General features: G+C 65.3%; 13 protein-coding genes. 9 read left to right on the top strand and 4 right to left on the bottom strand.

The features are described 5' to 3' along the window. The first annotated feature begins 35 nt into the window (after positions 1–35). Complete coding sequence (locus LDB29_RS24965; RefSeq protein ID WP_044661134.1) at positions 36–713, top strand: FadR/GntR family transcriptional regulator; 678 nt, start codon at positions 36–38, stop codon at positions 711–713. Between the two features lie 6 nt (positions 714–719). Here the strand turns inward: LDB29_RS24965 and LDB29_RS24960 are convergent, their stop codons facing one another. Then, positions 720–1,250 (bottom strand): gluconokinase, encoded by a 531-nt coding sequence (locus LDB29_RS24960; protein WP_140043450.1) that lies wholly within the window; start codon positions 1,248–1,250, stop codon positions 720–722. A 172-nt stretch (positions 1,251–1,422) separates the two neighbouring features. On the opposite strand from LDB29_RS24960, the gene LDB29_RS24955 reads away from it, so the two are divergent. The 3 genes from LDB29_RS24955 to LDB29_RS24945 all read left to right on the top strand — a co-directional run bounded on the left by LDB29_RS24955 (position 1,423) and on the right by LDB29_RS24945 (position 10,694). Then, complete coding sequence (locus tag LDB29_RS24955; RefSeq protein WP_257557413.1) at positions 1,423–4,467, top strand: glycosyl hydrolase family 28-related protein; 3,045 nt, start codon at positions 1,423–1,425, stop codon at positions 4,465–4,467. A 137-nt stretch (positions 4,468–4,604) separates the two neighbouring features. Next, positions 4,605–7,574 carry a TonB-dependent siderophore receptor gene (locus tag LDB29_RS24950; RefSeq protein ID WP_257557412.1) on the top strand — a complete coding sequence of 990 codons (2,970 nt, stop codon included), beginning with the start codon at positions 4,605–4,607 and terminating at the stop codon, positions 7,572–7,574. A gap of 69 nt (positions 7,575–7,643) precedes the next feature. After that, positions 7,644–10,694 (top strand): glycosyl hydrolase family 28-related protein, encoded by a 3,051-nt coding sequence (locus LDB29_RS24945; protein ID WP_257557411.1) that lies wholly within the window; start codon positions 7,644–7,646, stop codon positions 10,692–10,694. Here LDB29_RS24945 and LDB29_RS24940 read toward each other — a convergent pair. Beyond that, complete coding sequence (locus LDB29_RS24940; RefSeq protein WP_257557410.1) at positions 10,642–11,607, bottom strand: AraC family transcriptional regulator; 966 nt, start codon at positions 11,605–11,607, stop codon at positions 10,642–10,644. The two genes, LDB29_RS24945 and LDB29_RS24940, sit on opposite strands and share 53 nt — an antisense overlap. Before the next feature lie 97 nt (positions 11,608–11,704). Between LDB29_RS24940 and LDB29_RS24935 the strand changes: the two genes are divergently transcribed. Then, positions 11,705–12,454: an SDR family oxidoreductase gene (locus LDB29_RS24935; RefSeq protein ID WP_257557409.1), complete on the top strand. Its 750-nt coding sequence runs from the start codon at positions 11,705–11,707 to the stop codon at positions 12,452–12,454. Here LDB29_RS24935 and LDB29_RS24930 read toward each other — a convergent pair. Together LDB29_RS24930 and LDB29_RS24925 are read right to left on the bottom strand one after the other, a co-directional pair. Further along, positions 12,400–13,347, bottom strand: coding sequence for a DMT family transporter (locus LDB29_RS24930; RefSeq protein ID WP_257557408.1), 948 nt, complete (start codon positions 13,345–13,347; stop codon positions 12,400–12,402). The two genes, LDB29_RS24935 and LDB29_RS24930, sit on opposite strands and share 55 nt — an antisense overlap. A gap of 252 nt (positions 13,348–13,599) precedes the next feature. After that, the gene (locus LDB29_RS24925; RefSeq protein WP_257557407.1) at positions 13,600–14,199 is read right to left on the bottom strand and encodes a helix-turn-helix transcriptional regulator; all 600 of its coding nucleotides are present in this window, start codon (positions 14,197–14,199) and stop codon (positions 13,600–13,602) included. 419 nt (positions 14,200–14,618) lie between these two features. On the opposite strand from LDB29_RS24925, the gene LDB29_RS24920 reads away from it, so the two are divergent. The 4 genes from LDB29_RS24920 to LDB29_RS24905 all read left to right on the top strand — a co-directional run bounded on the left by LDB29_RS24920 (position 14,619) and on the right by LDB29_RS24905 (position 19,216). Further along, on the top strand, positions 14,619–15,164 hold the full coding sequence (locus LDB29_RS24920) for a spore coat protein U domain-containing protein (protein WP_044661138.1): 546 nt from the start codon (positions 14,619–14,621) through the stop codon (positions 15,162–15,164). An 87-nt stretch (positions 15,165–15,251) separates the two neighbouring features. After that, positions 15,252–15,824, top strand: coding sequence for a spore coat protein U domain-containing protein (locus tag LDB29_RS24915; protein ID WP_025549217.1), 573 nt, complete (start codon positions 15,252–15,254; stop codon positions 15,822–15,824). An 82-nt stretch (positions 15,825–15,906) separates the two neighbouring features. Further along, on the top strand, positions 15,907–16,698 hold the full coding sequence (locus tag LDB29_RS24910) for a molecular chaperone (RefSeq protein ID WP_257557404.1): 792 nt from the start codon (positions 15,907–15,909) through the stop codon (positions 16,696–16,698). A gap of 28 nt (positions 16,699–16,726) precedes the next feature. Then, positions 16,727–19,216: a hypothetical protein gene (locus LDB29_RS24905; RefSeq protein WP_257557403.1), complete on the top strand. Its 2,490-nt coding sequence runs from the start codon at positions 16,727–16,729 to the stop codon at positions 19,214–19,216. Position 19,217: the final 1 nt, after the last annotated feature.

The raw sequence follows: 19,217 nt of genomic DNA, 5'->3' as shown, positions 1-19,217 counted from the left end.
GCAGCCATGACTTCGACAGACAGGCAGGTGTCCCGATGACACAGGCGCGGCTTTCCGACCATGCCTATGCCGGCATTGTCGAGATCATCAAGGCGGAAGGTCTGGAGGTCGGTGAACGCCTGCCCTCCGAATCGCGGCTGGCGGAGATGTTCGGCGTCTCCCGCGCCATCGTGCGGGAAGCTTTGGTGCGGCTGGCGTCGGACGGCATAACGGAGGCGCGGCGGGGCGCCGGCTCCTTCGTCAAGAGCCGCCCGTCGGAACGGCTGACGGCCTTCATGCCGCTCAGCGAACTGCCGACGACGCTCGGCAGCTATGAGGTGCGCTTCGTGCTGGAGGCGGAGGCCGCGCGCCTCGCCGCCACCCGGCGGACGGGGCATGAAATGGCGCATATCGAAGAAGGGCTGGCGCTGTTGAGCCAGGCCCTGCTGTCCAGCGAGCCCGCCCATGCCGAGGATATGGAACTGCACCGCCGCATTGCGGAAGCGACCGGCAATCCGGCCTTCGTCATCACCTTCGATGCGCTATATGGCGATGTAGAGAAGATCATGCGGGCGGGCGTCGACATCTCCCGCTCCCGCCCGCCGGAGGTGATCGCGACCATGTTGCGCGAGCATGAGCTGATCGTCGACGCGATCCGCGCCCAGGACCCGGAGGGCGCCGCGCTCGCGATGCGCTGGCATTTGTGGGAAGGACGCCGCCGCCTGATGCCGTGAAGCCAATCAGCGCAGCCAGTCCAGCGTCAGATCGCGCAGCGCGCCGGGCGGCGTGTCGGTGGTCAGGATCATCGCGCCCTCGTCCGGCTGCGGCCGTTCCAGCGTCGCCAACTGGCTGTCCAGCAGGCTGGCGGGCATATAATGGCCGGGGCGGTTGCAAAGGCGCGCCAGCAACTGGTCCCGGCTGTTTTCCAGCAGGACAAAACGCACAGGCGCGCCGATCGCCGCGCGCAGCCGGTCGCGATAGCTTCTGCGCAGCGCCGAGCAGGCAAGGACCGCCGCGCCTTTCGCCGCTATCGCATCCGCCGCCGCTTGCCCCAGACGGTCGAGCCAGGGCCAGCGATCCTCGTCGGTCAGCGCCCGCCCGCCGCGCATCTTCTCCACCGCATCGGTCGAGTGGAAACTGTCGCCCTCCAGAAAGGGACAGGCCAGCGCTTCGGCCAGCAGGGCGCCCAGCGTCGACTTGCCGCAGCCGCTGACGCCCATGACGATGACGGCGAGCGGCAAGGAGGGGGCAGGATCGGCGGATGATGGCAAAATGGCGTCCCTGGCAGGCGGGCGATGGCGCCCTGATGACGCACCGCCCCGATGTCCCTTCGCTATAGCTTTGCCGGCAGAGGCATGAAAACTACGACCTTTGTCGCAAGTGCCAAGCGCCGGCCCCGGCCTTAGCCATGGGTCGAGGCGACAACTATCTCGGGAGACGGTGATGATCGGACGCGCCATGATGGCGGCTCTGCTGGCGGCGACGGCCCTGGCGGGGGCCGAACGGGCACAGGCGGAGCAGGCATCCTCCGCGGGCCGCTCGGTCTTCCCCCTTGCCCCCGACGAACCCGATGCCGTCACCGTCAGGGCGAAGGGCGACGGCCGCGTGGACGACAGCGCGGCGATCCAGCAGGCGCTCGACAAGGCGCGGGACAGGACCGGCCATGGCATCGTCTTCCTGCCGTCCGGCACCTATCGCATCACGCGCACGCTGGTGATCCCGGCGGGCGTGCGCGTCTATGGCGTGGGGCCGACGCGCCCCGTGATCCTGCTGGGCGCCAATACGCCCGGGTTCCAGCAGGGCGTGTCGACCATGATCGTCTTCGGCGGCGGCGACCAGTATAATGTCGGCCAGGTGCCCGTGCCGGTGCCGACCGTCGTCCCGCGCGAAAAGGTGGTGCGCGACGCCAATTCAGGCACCTTCTATTCCTCGATGAGCAATGTCGACATAGAGATCGCGCCGGGCAATCCGGCGGCGGCGGGCGTGCGCTTCCGCATGGCCCAGCATGCCTTCCTCAGCCATATGGAATTCCGCCTCGGCACCGCCTTTGCGGGCGTCTATCAGGCGGGCAACGTCATCGAAAATGTCCATTTCCAGGGCGGCCGCTATGGCATCGTGACGGAAAAGACCTCGCCCGCCTGGCAGTTCACCCTGCTCGATTCCACCTTCGACGGCCAGCGCGACGCCGCCATCCGGGAACATGAGGTGGACCTGACGCTGGTCAATGTCGCGATCCGCAACACGCCCGTGGGGATCGAGATCGACCGGGGCTATGGCGACAGCCTGTGGGGCAAGGATGTCCGATTCGAAAATGTGTCGAAGGCGGGCGTCATCATCTCCAATGAGAAGAATGTCTTCACCCAGGTCGGCTTCGAAAATGCGCTGGCGGTGAACAGCCCGGTCTTCGCGCGCTTCCGCGACAGCGGGCAGGCGGTGAACGGCAAGGGCAGGGCCTATAGGGTGGCGTCCTTCTCCTACGGCCTCGCCGTGCCCACGCTCGGACGGACGGGCGAGTACAGGACGGAAGCGGAGGTGGAGGCGCTGCCCGCCATGCCCGCGCCCCGGGCGCCCGCCATCCGCGACCTTCCGGATATGGCGCAATGGGTCAACGTCCGCACGCTGGGCGCGATGGGCGACGGCAGGGCGGACGACACCGCCGCGATCCAGAAGGCGATCGACAGCCACCGCATCCTCTATTTCCCGACCGGCTTCTACAAGGTCACCGACCGGTTGAAACTGCGCCCGGACAGCGTGCTGATCGGCCTGCACCCGGCGATCACGCAGCTTTATATTCCGGACAACAATCCCGGACATGCCGGCCTCGGCACGGTGCTCCCCATATTGGAAAGCCCCAGGGGCGGCGACAATATCCTGTCCGGCCTCGGCCTCTTCACCGGCCGCGTGAACCCACGCGCCTCCGCGCTGCTGTGGCGCTCGGGCGAGAACAGCCTGGTGGACGACGTCAAGATCATGGGCGGCGGCGGCACCCCCACCGCAGACGGCACGATGCTCGGCAGCCTGCGGGTCCACACCGGCGATCCCGTCACGGACGACCGGCTGGACGCGCAATATCCCAGCATCTGGGTCACGGACGGGGGCGGGGGCACCTTCGTCGATGTGTGGAGCCCCAACAGCTTCGCGCAGGCGGGTTTCTATGTCACGGACACCCGCACGCCGGGCCATGTCTATGAAATGTCGGTCGAACATCATGCCCGCAATGAATTCGTGCTCGACAATGTGCATAATTGGGAGTTCCTGGCGCCCCAGACCGAACAGGAAGTGGGCGACGGGCCCGACGCCATCTCGCTCGACATCCGCAATTCCAGCAACCTGCTGTTCGCCAATTATCATGGCTATCGCGTCACGCGCACCTATGCGCCGGAGGAAAGCGCGGTGAAGCTCGCCAATTCGGGCGACATCCGCTTCCGCAACGTCCACATCAACGCCGAAAGCGGCTATGCCACCTGCGACGACGAAGGCTGCGGCACCTTCCTGCGGGCGAGCAAATATCCGTTCGACAATGCGATAGAGGATGTGACGCGCAAGCTGTTCGTGCGGGAAAGGGAGTTTGCGAAGCTCGACATCGGACCGGCGGGCAGCACCATCCCCGCCCCGCCGCCCGGCGGCACGAAGGTCGATAAGCTGGAGGACGGCTTCTGGTCGATCTCCGGCGCGGCGGTGGACCCGCAGGGCGCGCTCTATTTCATCGACCGCCGGTTCCAGCGCATCCACCGCTGGAGCGAGGACAAGGGGCTGGAGATCGTGCGCGACCATGCGCTCGACCCGGTGAACCTTGCCATCGACGCATCGGGCCATGTGATGGTGCTGTCCTCCCTGGGGCCGAAGGCGGGCGTCTATTCCTTCGATCCGGCGGGGCCGAAGGATGCGATGACGCCGATCCGGCCCACTCCGGTCCGCAACGGCGGCGCCGCCCGGACATTGCTGCCGGTCAACTGGTGGAACAATGGCGAGTTTCGCGACCAGCTCGACTTCGGGACCTATCGGTTCACCACATTGGCGGAGATGTTCGCACGCGACGCGGGAACGCCCAAGGCGCAGGAATATCTGTCCCCCGACGGCAGCCTGTCGCTGCCCGCCTTCCGCACCTGGCAGCAGGGGCCGGTCGACCACAGCGGCTGGCGCTGGTCCGACAGCCTCAACGCTTATGGTTTCGTGTCGGGCAAGCCGGGCGAGCGCCTGTTCGTCACCAATGCGTCGGAAAATGTCACCTATAGCGGCACGGTGGGCGCGGGCGGCGCGCTGACCGATCTTCGCCGCTTCGCCAATCGCGGCGGGGAAAGCGTGGCCGTGGACGGCCGGGGCCGCGTCTATGTCGCGAACGGGCAGATCTTCGTCTATGGGCCGGACGGCAGGGAAAGCGGCCGGATCGACGTGCCCGATCGTCCGTTGCAGATCCTGTTCGGGGGCCCGGACAGGCGCACGCTGTTCATCCTGACGCACCACGCCCTCTACGCGGCGAAGCCGTAGGAAAACGCCGCCACGGCGCGCCTACGACCTATGTCGTAAGTGCGGCGCGGCGGGCCGGGGGCTAATCTTTGCGGCATCGCCGGGCATGGGCGCAGCCGGCCGGCAACGGGCGGCCAGATATAAAAGGGGAAGGATCAATGAAAGTGACGATCGCAATCCATCGACATCTGGCCGGCGTCAGCCTCGCGGCGGTGGCGAGCATGGCTCTGGCCGGCGCGGCCCGGGCCCAGGACGCGGCCACGCCGCCGACGGCCGCGCCCCAGGCGCAGACGGAGGATGCGGGCGCGGCGCGCAATGCCGACATCGTCGTCACCGGGTCGCGCATCACGACCAGCGGCTTCAACGCGCCCACGCCGACCACGGTGATCGGTGAGGAGCAGATCGCCAACAATGCGCAGCCCAATATCTTCAACACCGTCGCCCAATTGCCTTCGTTGCAGGGATCGACCGGCGCGTCGACCGGCACCTTCAGCACGTCGAGCGGCCAGCAGGGCCTCAGCTCCTTCTCCCTGCGCGGCCTGGGCCCGATCCGCACCCTGACCCTGCTCGACGGCCAGCGCGTCGTCGGCGCGAACGTCACCGGCGTTCCCGACATCAGCATGTTCCCGCAGCTTCTGGTGAAGCGCGTCGACGTGGTGACGGGGGGCGCGTCGGCCTCCTACGGCTCCGATGCGGTCGGCGGCGTCGTCAACTTCATCACCGACACCCGTTTCGAAGGGTTCAAGGGCAATATCCTTGGCAGCATCACCAAATATGGCGACGATGAAACCGCGCTGGTGCAGGCGGCCTGGGGCAAGTCCTTCCTCGACGATCGCCTGCATGTCGTGCTGAGCGGCGAATATGACCATGAAGGCGGCGTGGGCGCCGGCGACTTCGGCACGGACCTCGCCGGCAGCCGCGACTGGTACCGCGCGACGACGCTGATGAACACCGGCCAGCTCAACAACGGCCTGCCGCAGTTCAACTATCGCGACTATGCACAGCCCTATCAATATGCGCGCTACGGCCTCATCAACAACGGCCCGTTGCAGGGCATCGCCTTCGACCGGAACGGCACGCCCTATAATTTCAACTATGGTTCGGGCGGCCAGCCGCTCGGCAACGGCCAGGTCAGCAACTGCTTCCGCGGCAACAGCTTCTGCCAGGGCGGCGACCTGTCGGGCGCGCCGGGTTCGGGCGCCTCTCTGAAATCGGCGCTGGAGCGCATCAACGGCTACACCCGGATCGGCTACGACTTCGCCGACGACAATGAAGCCTATGTGACGGTCAATGTCGCGCAGGTGAAGACCAGCAACCAGCCCAGCCCCGGCTATAACCGGCCCAGCCTGACCGTCCAGTGCGCCAACCCGTTCCTGCCGCAACTGGTGCGCGACCGCTGCGCCACGGCGGGCATCACGGAATTCAGCTTCGGCAGCAGCAACGGCGCCTTCCCCGATCCCCAGGTGCATACCGACCGCAAGCAATATCGCTTCGTCGGCGGGCTGAAGGGCAAGATCGGCGTCGGCGGAACGGACTGGAACTATGACGCCTATTATGAACATGGCATCACCATTTCCGACATCAGGGTGCGGGACATCGTCCTCCAGAACCGCTATGTCGCCGCAACCAATGCGATCACGCTCAACGGCGCAGTCGTCTGCGCCGATCCGGCGGCGCGGGCGGCGGGTTGCCAGCCGATCAACATCTTCGGCGGCTTCACCCCTTCGGATGCGGCGCTGGCCTATGTCGCGCCGCATGAGAACGGACCGTTCCAGCATACGAAGCTGACGCAGGACGTCGCCAGCCTCAACTTCTCGGGCAATCCGTTCGAACTGTGGGCCGGGCCGGTCTCGGTCGCGTTCGGCGGCGAATATCGCCGCGAATTCTATCGCGTGAACGCCGATCCCTATGGCGCGGGCGTTTCGCCGCTCAGCCCCAACAGTCCCGACTATCCGGCCGATCCGCTGCTCAATTCGACGCTGGGCAGCAACTGGGCGGCCGGCAACTACAAGAACGGGCGCGGCAAATATGAAGTGTGGGAAGGCTATCTCGAAGTCGACCTGCCGCTGATCGACAGCGACGCCATGGGCCGCGCGAACCTCAACGGCGCGGCGCGCGTCACCAACTACAGCACGTCGGGCACGGTCTGGACGTGGAAGGTCGGCGGCACCTGGGACACGCCGCTCGACGGCATCCGCCTGCGCGCCGTGACCTCGCGCGACGTGCGCGCGCCGAACCTGTCGGAACTTTTCGCGGCGCCCACGGTGACGACGCTGCCCAACTTCAACGATCCCTTCCGCAACCAGGCGGTGCAGGTGTTCCAGAACACCATCGGCAATACCAATCTGAAGCCGGAAGTGGCCCGCAACACCGAACTCGGCATCGTGCTGGCGCGGCCGTCATGGCTTCCCGGCCTCAGCCTCTCCTTCGACTATTACAACATCAAGCTCAGCGGCGTGGTCTCCACCCTGTCGGCGGACCAGATCGTCCGCTTCTGCTTCGAGGGCAACCAGGCCTTCTGCGGCGGCTTCCAGCTCGACGGGCCGCAGGGCACCAATTTCGTCAATGTCCAGCCCTTCAACCTCGCCTCCTGGAAGACCAGCGGCTTCGACATAGAGGCAAGCTATCAGTGGCAGCAGCCGCTGGGCCTGCCGGGCAGCTTCACCGTCCGGGCGCTGGGCACGCATATCCGCAAGTTCATCGTCAATGCGGGCATTGCGGGCGTCGACCCGGTCGATCAGGCGGGCGCCAACAACGGCAATACGCCGGACTGGAAATGGCTGGCGGTGCAGACCTACGACAGCGGCCGGTTCAGCTTCACGGTGCAGGAACGCTGGATCAGCGACGGCACCTTCGGCAATCAATATGTCGTCTGCCAGTCGTCCTGCCCGGCCTCGACCACGAACCACCCGACCATCGACTATAACCGGATGAAGGGCGCCTTCTACGTCGACATCGGCGCGACCTTCAAGTTCGGCGAAAACCTGTCGATCTACGGCAAGGTGGACAATCTGTTCGACAAGGACCCGGTCGCCGCGCCGCAGACCAACACCGGCCTGGACATCAACCCGGCGCTCTACGACACGCTGGGCCGCATCTACCGCGCGGGGGTTCGCTTCAACTTCTGATCTGCCACTCTCTCCCCCACCTCGTCCCGGCCTTCACCGGCCGGGACTTCTTGTAACTGGAGTATGTCGATGGTTCGTGGATTGAGCGGGGCTTGCGCGTCGGTGCTGCTGTTGCTGGCGGCGGCTGAACCCGCTCACGCTTCTCCATCCGTCTATACCGTTGCGCCCGACGAGCCGCGCGCCGTCAACGTCAAGGGCGCGGGCGACGGCCGGGCGGACGACAGCGCGGCGATCCAGCGCGCCATCGACGCGGCGGCGGAAAAGGGCGGCGGCGGCATCGTCTTCCTGCCGGCCGGCACCTATCGCATCAGCCGGACGATCTTCCTCTGGCCGGGCGTCCGCATCTTCGGCATCGGGGAAAGGCGCCCGGTCATCCTGCTCGGCCGGAACACGCCGGGCTTCCAGCGCGGCGTCGCCCATATGCTGATGTTCACCGGCAGCAAGCGCCAGACCGACCGGGACACGCCGCCCGCCGCCTTCCCCCCGGCGGGCAGCGTGCCGTTCGACAGGACCATCGCGGACGCCAATCCCGGCACCTTCTATTCCGCGCTCGGCAATATCGACTTCCGCATCATGGACGGCAATCCGGCGGCCACCGCGATCCGCTTCCACTCCGCCCAGCACAGCTTCGTCAGCCATGCCGATTTCGACATCGGCTCGGGCCTCGCCGGCCTCTACCATGTCGCGAATGAAGCGGAAGATCTGCATTTCCGGGGCGGGCGCTACGGCATCCTCGCGGAAAAGCCGTCCCCCGCCTGGGGCTTCGCGCTGGTCGACGCGACGTTCGAGGGACAGCGCGACGCCGCCATCCGCGAGCATGAGGCCGGCCTGACGATGGTCAACGTCGCCTTCCGCAACGTGCCGGTCGGGATAGAGATCGACCGGGGCTATGGCGACTGGCTCTGGGGCCAGGACATCCGGTTCGAGAATGTGGCCAAGGCGGGCGTCGTCATCTCGAACGAGAAGAATGTCTATACCCAGATCGGCTTCCAGAATGTGCTGGCGGCCAACACCCCCACCTTTGCCCGTTTCCGCGAAAGCGGCCGCACCGTCGCCGGCAGGGGGCAGAACTACAGGATCGCCTCCTTCACCCACGGCCTGACGCTGCCGGGCGTCGGCCGCATGGGCGAGTACCGGACGGACATGCAGGCGGAAGCCATGGGCGCGCTGCCGGCCCCGTCCGTTCCCGCCATCCGCCCCTTGCCGCCCGTCCCGGAATGGGTGAACGCCCGCACGCTCGGCGCCAAGGGCGACGACAGGACCGACGACACCGCCGCCATCCAGAAGGCGATCGACAGCCACCGCGTCGTCTATCTGCCCGCCGGCTTCTATCATGTCAGCGACACGCTGCGCCTGCGTCCCGATACGGTGCTGCTGGGCCTGCACCCCAGCCTGACGCAGATCGTGCTGCCCGACGGCGCGCCCGGCTGGGCTGGGGTGGGCGCGCCCAGGGCGCTGGTGGAAAGCGCGCAGGGCGGCGATGCGATCGTCGCGGGCCTCGGCCTCAACACCAACGGCGCCAATCCGCGCGCCACGGCGCTGCTGTGGAAGGCCGGCGCCCACTCCATGGTCAACGACGTCAAGTTTCAGGGCGGCCACGGCACCGACCGCTTCGACGGCAGCCGGGTCAATCCCTACAACAACAATGCCACCGGCGATCCCGATTCCGCCCGACGCTGGGCCGGCCAATATGCCAGCCTCTGGGTGACGCAGGGCGGCGGCGGCACCTTCGCCAATATCTGGAGCCCCAGCACCTTCGGCCATCCCGGCATCCTGATCTCCGACACGGAAACGCCCGGCCGCCTCATCCAGGCGTCGGTCGAGCATCATGTCCGCACGGAAATCGGCCTGAACCGCGTCGCCAACTGGGAACTGCTCGCCCCCCAGACGGAGGGTGAAGCGGGAGAGAGCGGCGACGCCGTGGCGCTGGAAATCAGGGATTCACGCAACATATTGGTCGCCAATTTCCACGGCTATCGCGTCACCCGCACCCGGGAGCCCGCACCCGCCGCCATTACCCTCTATAATTCCCATGACATCCGTTTCCGCAACGTCCATGTGAATGGCGAAAGCGGCCTTGGCACCTGCGACGAAAATGGCTGCGCGACCTTCCTGCGGCTCACCAAATTCCCGTTCGAAAACGCCATTCGCGACGTCACCCATGGGCTGGACGTTCGCGAACGGGAGTTCGCCGTGCTGGACGTGCCCGCCCGGCCGGAGCCGGTGAAGCCCGCCAGCTTCCTGGGCAGCAGGGTGGAGAAACTGGCCGACGGCTTCCATTCGGCGGGCGGCGGCGCGGTGGATGCGCAGGGCCGGCTCTATTTCATCGACCGCCGCTTCCAGCGCATCTGGCGCTGGTCTGACGAAGGCCGGCTGGAGATGGTGCGCGACGCCTCGCTCGATCCGGTCAACCTCAGCATCGACCGTTCCGGCAATCTGCTCGTCCTCTCCTCCCAGGGGCGCAACGGCACTGTCTACAGCGTCAGGCCCGGCGCGCCCGACGGCGAGATCAGCGTCATTCCGGCAACGCCCGTCGCGCCCCACGCGGGCAGGGCCACGGTGCTGCCGGTCAACTGGTGGAACAATGGCGAGTTCAGGGACCAGATCGATCCCAGGACCTACGAATTCACGACGCTTGCCCAGATGTTCGCCCGCGACATGGCGGCGCCCAAGGCGCAGGAATATGTCTCGCCCGACGGCAGCATCGCCCTGCCTGCCTTCCGCACCTTCGCGCAGGGTCCGGCCGACCATCGCGGCCTGCGCTTCTCCGATTCGCTCGACAGCTATGGTTTCATCCAGGGGGAGCCGGGCAGGCGCGTCTTCCTCACCAATGGTTCGGAAAACCGCACCTATAGCGGCCTGGTGGGCGCGGGCGGCGCGATCACAGACCTCAGGCCGTTCGCGGATCGCGGTGGGGAGGGGGTCGCGGTGGACCCGCAGGGCCGGGTCTATGTCGCGAATGGGCAGGTCTTCGTCTATGCGCCCGACGGCAGGGAGGTCGGCCGCATCGACGTGCCGGAACGGCCCTTGCAACTGCTCTTCGGCGGGGAAGGCGGCCGAACCCTCTTCATCCTGTCGCACCACGGCCTCTATGCGGTGAAGCCGGGGCGCGGGGGCTAAGCTCCGGACCGCCGCCACCGTGGAGCCGCGCGAAGCTGCCGGGCGGACAGCCCAGCCGCTTGCGGAACGCGGTGCTGAAGGCGCTGGCGGAATCATAGCCGATTTCCTCCGCGATCCGGCCCAGGGACCTGTCGCCCCGCAGCAAGGCGTGTTTGGCGATCGCCATGCGCCAGCGCGCAAGATATTCGATCGGGCCGCAACCCAGCGCCTCACCGAAGCGCGCGGCGAAGGCCGAACGCGACATGCCCGCCACGCTTGCAAGCTGCGCGACGGTCCAGGGCGCGCGCACATCCTCATGCATGGCCCGCAGCGCGCGGGCCAGCGCGGGATCGCGCATCGCGCCCAGCAGGCCCCGATGGTCCGCTTCCCCACCGCCCGGCCGCCAGCGAAGCGCCTCCACCAGCAGCATCTCCAGCAGGCGCCGGGTGATCAGTTCCTTGCCCGGATGGCTGGACAGGCATTCGTCGGCCAGCATGTCGATCAACTGGCCGAAGCGCGTGGCGCGGCCCTGCGCTGCCGGGATATGGATCAGATCGGGAAGCAATGACAGCAGAAGGGGGGCGTTGGCCCGCTCGAACGCGAAGCTGCCGCCCAATGCGATGAAGTCCGGATCGCCTGGCTGATCCCCGTGCCGCACCGCTTCGCCGCGGGGTTCCACCCAGGTGCAGGGAAGACCCGCTTCGCTGCTCAAGGAAAAGGGCGGGGTGGTCGGCATCAGCAGGAAGTCGCCCTGCGCCAGCCGAAGCGGTGCGCCCCCTTCGAAGGCGACCCAGGCTTCCCCCGCAAGGATGATCGTGAAGCCGGGCGCGTCATGCGCGCGATAGCGCACGCCCCACCGCCCGCGCCCCGTTATCGGCTTGGCGATGGCGGCGCTGGGTCCAAGCAAGGCGATGATGTCGCTAAGGGGATCCATGTTATGGACGATCCGTAATCATATATGGATCATCGATTATAGATCGTCCGAAACGGTCCGTCTATCGGTCATGCATCGACATCGAGCGAGGCAGACGATGAGCAAGACGATCCTGATCACCGGCACTTCTTCGGGCTATGGCAAGGCCACGGCGCTTCATTTCCTCTCGCAGGGATGGAATGTCGTCGCGACCATGCGACGGCCCGACCCGGCCCTGTTCGGCGGCCATTCCGAACGCCTGCGCCTGCTGCCGCTGGACGTCACCAGCGAGGACAGCATAGCCGCGCTGGTCGAGGCCGCCGGCCGGGTCGACATAGTGGTCAACAATGCGGGGATAGGCGGCGTGGGCGCCTTCGAAGCCATGCCGATGAGTCTGGTCCGCCAGCTCTTCGAAACCAACAGCATCGGCACCATGGCGATGTGCCGCGCATTCATACCGCAGATGCGCGAGCGTGGATCGGGCATGATCGTCAACGTGACGTCCACCGTGGCGCTGGGCGCCTTTCCGCTGGCGGCGGCCTATAGCGCGACCAAGCATGCGATCGAGGGATTCACGGCTTCCCTCGCGCATGAACTCGCCTATTTCGGCGTTCAGGTGAAACTGGTCGAGCCGGGCTATGCGCCCACCACCCGCTTCGGCGCGAACGCCATCATCCCCGTGACCGACCTGCTGCCCGGCCGATATGCGGATTTCGCGCAACCGATCCTTGCGGCCTTCGTGTCGCCCGCCCTGACGACAAGAGAGAGCGACGTCGCGCAAGCCGTCTGGACCGCCGTTCATGACGGGACGGGTCAGCTCCGCTTTCCGGCCGGCGCCGACGCGGTGGCGCTGGCGGAGGGACGCTGATCCTGTTCCGGCGAACCCACGCCCCAGCTCAGCAACACCCCGCCCAAGATCATGGCCATGCCGGCAAGATGGTATCCGAACAGCGGCTCCCCAAGGATCAGGGCGGCCAGCACGGCCCCGAACAGCGGCAGCAGGCTGATCGTCTGTCCGGCGGCGCTGGCGCCCACATGGCTGACCGCGGCGTTGAACGACATATAGGCGATGATCGAGGGAAAGATCGCGACATAGGCGATGGCGGCCATCACGCTTCCGTTCCAGTGCATCCGCGCGATCGCCTGCGTCTCGCTCAGCGCGCCGATGCCCATCGCCAGCGCGCCGATGGCGAAGGTCACGAACAGAAAGACCAGCGGGGCGATGGGCGGGCGCAGGCGCAGGCAGGCGGTATAGACCGCCCATGCGCCACAGCCGCACAGCACCAGCAGGTCTCCGATGCCCAGGCGCAGCCGCAGGATTTCGGACAGATCACCCCTGAACACGATGAATGTCACGCCCAGCGTCGACAGCGCAATGCCAGCGACCCGGCGGAGGGGCGCTTTGTCGCCAAAGGCGATGCGGCTCACGATGACGACGAATGTCGGGATCAATCCCTGCAACAACAGGCTGTTGGCCGCCGTCGTGTGGCGAAGGCCCGAATAGAGGAAGCCGTTGAACGCAGCGACGCCGGCCAGCCCCAGGAACAGGATCGTGCGCCAATGGCGGCGGATCAGCGCGCGCTGGGCCATGACGGGACGCCACGCAAAGGGGGCCAGGATCAGCAGCGCCAGCATCCAGCGGCCGAAGGCCAGCGTCAGCGGCGGAATTTCGCCACGTACCGCGCGGCCGACTATCGCATTGCCCGCCCAGAACGCCATGGTCATGCCCAACATGGCATAGGCCCGCACCTGCAAGTTCAAATCCTGCCGCCCTTTCCTTTGGAGTACGCCGCGTCAAATCGGACGCAGGTCGTGCGCTCCAGTTTTCCGTTGTCGCATCCTTTCAGGCCGAAAACCGGTTCTCACCCTTCGACAGGTTCAGGACAGGCTTTTCTGCACGACGCACGCTAACTTCGGTTAGCCGTTCCTTAGGCGGGCAGGGGCCGAGAGGCCAGCCTGCTTTCGCTGCTGTTTTTCGCGACCGTCTGCTTCGGCTGGCGGCGGGGCAGCGGGCTATGCCAATATCTTGAACGGCTGCAACTGGGCGAACAATGCCTCGCGGCTCCTCACGCCGGTCTTGGAATAGATGCGGCGGATATGGGTTCTGACCGTTTCCAGGGATATTTCGAGATTTCCCGAAATCTGTTCGGCGTTCATCCCGCTCATCATGGCGCTCAATATCTTATACTCGCCATTGGTGAGCCGATAAATGTCCTTGACGTCGCCCGACACGATCGACTGGTCGATGAAATGTTTGGCGGAAAAGAACATGATGCCGATCTGCTCGCCCTGTTCTCCCCGCCCGCTTGCCCCGATCGGCCTTCCGCGAAGGATGAGATAATCGTCCGCAACGGGTAGAATGACCATGGAGGAAGATGCGTCGGACCCGGCATGGGCGGCGAACAGCTTGAGCCGTGCGTGGTTTGCCGGTTGCAGGGCGAAGAGGCGGCCGTCCTGTTCCTGCAATTCGGACGAATGCTGCAGCAGGGCTGTGGCGGCCCGATTCTGCCAATGCAGCCGCAAGGAGCGATCGATTATCGCGTGCGGAATGGGATCGGCGTCGACCCAGCTCGCAAAAATCGATTCCCCATCCGCGATGGAGCCTTCAGCCACACATACCCCCCGGCAGCAGCCTCTCAATCTTGATCTATATCGGTCGAATCGACAGCTATTACGTTGGATATAGAGAAATTGGATAAATTGTCCTTAACAAATTAACAGCCCTTTGTCCCGATCTCGTACATGATCGAGGCGATCTGGGTCGATCTGGCGGAAACTATGCCTTTCATCCGCCTGAATCCGCGACTTTGATGATCGAAGGGCGAGATGCGCTTGTTCCCTGTTAACCATTAAAGCGGCGTCATACCCAATATTGAGTATTAACTTTCGTTAGATATATATTAATACTTTCGACCAGCTCCAGGGGTGGGGAAAGAGAGTCGCGCGTCCTCCCTGAAGTTACGGTCCGGAGCAAACCCATTGGAGACGGGGGCGGTTCTGGCCGATTTTCGTAACAGATGGGGAAGTATTCCATGAAGAAGATGATCCTTGCCTCCGCGGCAGCAATGCTTGTCGCGAGTCCGGCCCTTGCGGCCAACTCGGCCACCGACCAGTTCCAGATCAATGCGCAGATCCCCGAAACCTGCACGATGCAGAACGTCAATGACGTGAACCTCGGCGCGCTGAACATTTCCACGACGGCCGGCAATGGCGCCCTGCTGCTCAGCAGCGATGCGACGCAGAACACCAACCAGTTCTGGGTGAGCTGCAACAAGCAGAACCAGATGACCCTGTCTGGTCCCGCGACCCTCCAGGGTTCGCGCGCCTTCCAGGCGGGCGTTGACGACGCCGGCTTCACCGACAAGCTGAACTACCGTGTCGAGGCTCTGAACTATTTCACGAGCGGTGCGCAGCCCAGCTTCTCCAGCGCGCAGGGTGCCCAGAACCAGACCAGCCGTGGTCCCGTTCACCGCCAGGTGCGGCTGGCTGCGAAGGTGCTGTCGTCCGAAAACACGCTGCGCCCGCTGGCCGGCAATTATACTGGCACCGTTACCGTCACCGTCCAGACTGCGCTCTGAGGCATGGCTTGGGTCGGGATTCGCAGACGTTCCTGATCCCGTCGCCGCTCTGACGCGCAATCCATTTCAAGATTCAAGGAAATCCTTATGAAGAAGCTCCTTATGGCCGCCACGGCCGCAGCAGTCCTGATGGCCGGCACGCCCGCTTTCGCTGCCAACACCGACAGCGACACCTTCGACATCAACGCATCGGTCGCCAAGACCTGCACGATGGAGAATATCGGTGACATTCAGCTTGGCACCGTCAACGTCAACACCAACGCCGGCAGCACCGCGCTTTTCATCAACGACGTCGCCAGTAGCTCGACGAACTCCTTCTACGTGTCGTGCAACGACACGAACAGCATGACCATCTCGTCGGCCAATGCCGGTCGTCTGACCACCAGCACCCCGCTGACCGGCGCGGATGCGGGCTTCAAGAACACGATCAACTACTCGCTCGCCGCCGACAATTACCGTAATGGCGGCCTGCTGCAGCAGCCCGGTTTCCGCCGTTCGGCGCTGTTCGGCCTGGTCCAGCTCAACAACGGCGCCTCGCGCGGCGCGCTGCATCGCCAGGTCAAGTTCGACGCATTGGTCGATCCGCTGAACAACCTGGATGCTCGCCCCGTGGCTGGCACCTACACCGACACCGTGACGGTCACCGTCACCGCGAGCTGATCGCAGCATATCACGGGAATTGGGGGAGTCGTTCATGGCTTCCCCGATTTCCGCCGTTCATGATCGAGGGGGGAAGAGGACGATGTTCCTCAAATGGGTGAAATTCGTTCTGCCGCTGCTTCTGCTGACGGGCATGGCGACCGGCGCTCAGGCTGCGCGGGTCACGCCGATGTCGGTGGATCTGGAGCCGCAAGGTACGCGGTCCACGGCGCGGATCGAGGTCGCCAATAATGAAGACCGCCAGTTGCCGATGGAAGTGCGCATGTATCGCGGCGTCATCGGGGAACGCGGCGAACTGACGCTGGAGCCCGCCGACGACCGGTTCATGGTCTTCCCGCCCCAGACGCTGATCGCGCCCAACAGCAAGCAGGTCTTCCGCATCCAATATCTGCCGGACGGCCCGCTGACGCAGTCGGAGGTCTATTATGCCGCCGTCAGCCAGATCCCGGTCCAGCTTCCCGCCGAACAGTCGCGCATCCAGGTCGTGATGCGCTTCAACGTGCTCGTCAACGTCGTGCCCGACGGGACGACGCCCGATCCGGTGGTCGCCCAGATCGCACCGGTTTCCCGGGAGGTCGAACTTGGTCCGGACGAAAAGGCGCCGGAGGACAAGGATGTTCGGAAGACCAGGACCGAAAACGGTCTGGAAGTGCGCATCGAGAACAAGGGCAATCGCTATTTCCCGGCCGGCCGGTCCGGTTGGACCATCAGCGGCGTCGATGGCGCGGGGAAGCCCTATAGCGCGGAATACAACGCCGCTCAGATGAGCGAAATGATCGGAATGGGAATCGTCGCCCCGGGTCGCGCCCGCGTCTTCTTCATCCCGACTCCGGAAAAGATGGCGGCTGGGGCGACGGTGACGCTGAAGCGCTGATCCATTGAACATGCCCGAGGGGGGCAGGGTGAAACATCTACTCTTCAGCGTCGCCACAGGCGCATTGGTCGCATCGTCGACTGTCGCGCTGGCGCAGGCGGCCGGGCAGCCAAGCGCAGGCGCGCAGCCCCCGGCTGCACCCGCACCGCTGGGTTCCGCGCCGCGCCCTGCGGACAAGGGCCTTCAGATGACCCTGCCCCTTTTGCGGCAGGGCAATGTCTATGGTGACGTCTCTGCGACGGTCTATATGGACGGCACAGTTCTTTTCGACCGCCAGTCCCTGATCGAGCATATCGCACCCCTGCTGTCGGAAAGCGGACGGATCAAATTCGCCGCCGTCTTGCCCGGCACGCCTTCCGTGTCGGTCGTGGACGCGGAAAGAGCGGGCGTCACCCTCATCTACGATTCGTCCGAATTGCAGGTGCGCGTGGATCGCATCGACGGGACCATGGTCGCTGCCCAGGCCTTGGGGGAGGCCGTGCGTTTCTCGCTCCCCGCGACGACGCTGGAGCCGGAGACGTTCAGCGCCTATCTGAACATGATCGGGGACATGCGGGTCACGGATTTCCGCGACTTCGAAAAGCCCGCGATGATCCTGCAGGGCGCCATGCGCTATCGCGGCGTCGTTCTGGAGTTCGACGGCGGTTACGACCAGGCGCTGACGGGCGGAGGCGGCTTCTACCGGCGTCAGGCGCGGCTGGTCTATGACGAATATCAGAAGCAGCGGCGCTGGACGGCGGGCGACCTTCAACTCAACGGCCTATCGATCACCTCCGGCACGCTGCTGGGCGGCATCGCCGTCGAAAAGGGCAGGCGGACCTTCACCGGCAGCACGCCGCTCGTCCAGCTTGGCGGACAACAGGTTCTGCTGGACCGCGATTCGACCGTCGATGTGATCGTCGACGGCCAGCAGGTGGAGCGGTTCCAGCTCAATTCGGGCACTTACGACCTCTCCCGGCTCCAGGCCCAATATGGCGGCCGCAATGCCCAGCTCTATGTCACCGATGTCAGCGGGCGGCGGCAGATCACATCCTTCGACTCCTATTTCAACCCGTCCGATCTGGTGGCGGGCGAAACCGAATATGGCGCCGCGCTCGGCTTCGTGCCGACCGACTTCCGCGCTCAGCCGATCTATGGTCATTCTCCCGCGCTGTCGGCCTATTATCGCCGGGGCATCAGCAACCGGCTGCTGCTCGGCGGCGCGGTGCAGGCGGGGGATGATGTGCAATTGGGCGCAATCGAGATAATTTCCACGCCGCGCACCATCCCCGGCCGCTTCGAATTCTCCAGCGCCATCAGCACGGGGCGGGGCACCGGCTATTCGCTGCGCGGCGCCTATTCGCTGCAATTCGGCTATGGCATCCAGGGCAAGCAATTGTCGGTCAGCGCCGATTATCGCAGCAGGAATTTCTCGACCCTGTCCGACGCCATCGGTTTCGGGCGCTTCCGGACCTTCACGCTGACCGCCAATTACGGCCAGCAACTCAGCGAGCGCACCAGCCTGGTCGTCGGCGGCAACTGGTTCGAGCGGGAGGGGTTGAGGGGAACCAAGCTCGCCTTCGTCGATGTCATGCACCGGGCGTCTCGCTTCCGGCTGACCGGTGGCGTGGAATATGGCAAGGACGTGTTCGGACGCAGTTTCGGCGCGCGCATCGCGCTGGTCGTGCCCTTCGGCCAGAAGACGCGGGCGGAGGCAGGTTATAACAGCCGCCGGGACGATGCGCGTCTCACCCTGACGCGCAGCTATGACGATACGGTCGGGTCCTTCGGGTACGACATCGCGGCGCGCAATTCGGACGGCATGGCTTCGGTCGACGGGTCGGCGACCTATATCGGCAACCGCTTCTATTCGCGCTTCACCACCATCTCTTCGGGCAATGGTTTCTCGCGCATCGACGACCGGCAGGACAGCCGGCTTCAGATCGGCACCTCGATCGCCATGGCGGGGAACAGCATCGCCGTCGGGCGGCCGGTTTCCGACAGCTTCCTTGTCGCGAAGGCGCATGAGGCGCTCAAGGACAAGCAGGTCGTGGTGGGACAGTCGGTGGACGACGGCAAGGTGGAGGCGCAAAGCGGCACCTGGGGTCCGGCCATGGACGGGCGGCTCAACAGCTATAACCGTCAGAGCATTCAATATGACCTGAAGAACGGGACGGAGGGCTATGACATCGGCACGGGCGTGCACACCGTCAATCCGCCCTATAAGAGCGGTTACAAGCTTGTCGTCGGCAGCGACGCCAACATCAGCGCCTACGGCTTCCTCTATTATCAGGGGGAGAAGGTCAGCCTGCTGGGCGGCACCATTTCGGCGGTGGACGATCCGGACTTCGAACCGCAACCCTTCTTCACCAATTCGGCCGGCCGTTTCGCCACGCAGGGCCTTCGTCCCGGCAAGAGCTATCGCGTGGAACTGCGCAATCCGGACATGATGTTCACGATTCATGTCCCCGCCGACACGAAATCCTTGCTACAACTGGGCGATGTGACGGCCCGCCCCGCCACCGGGACACAGGAGTGAA

The organism is Sphingobium sp. CFD-2, assembly GCF_024611135.1.
Classification (GTDB): Bacteria; Pseudomonadota; Alphaproteobacteria; order Sphingomonadales; family Sphingomonadaceae; genus Sphingobium; species Sphingobium fuliginis.
Note: the sequence above shows the minus strand (reverse complement) of the source record. Positions and strands in the feature narration are given on the sequence as shown.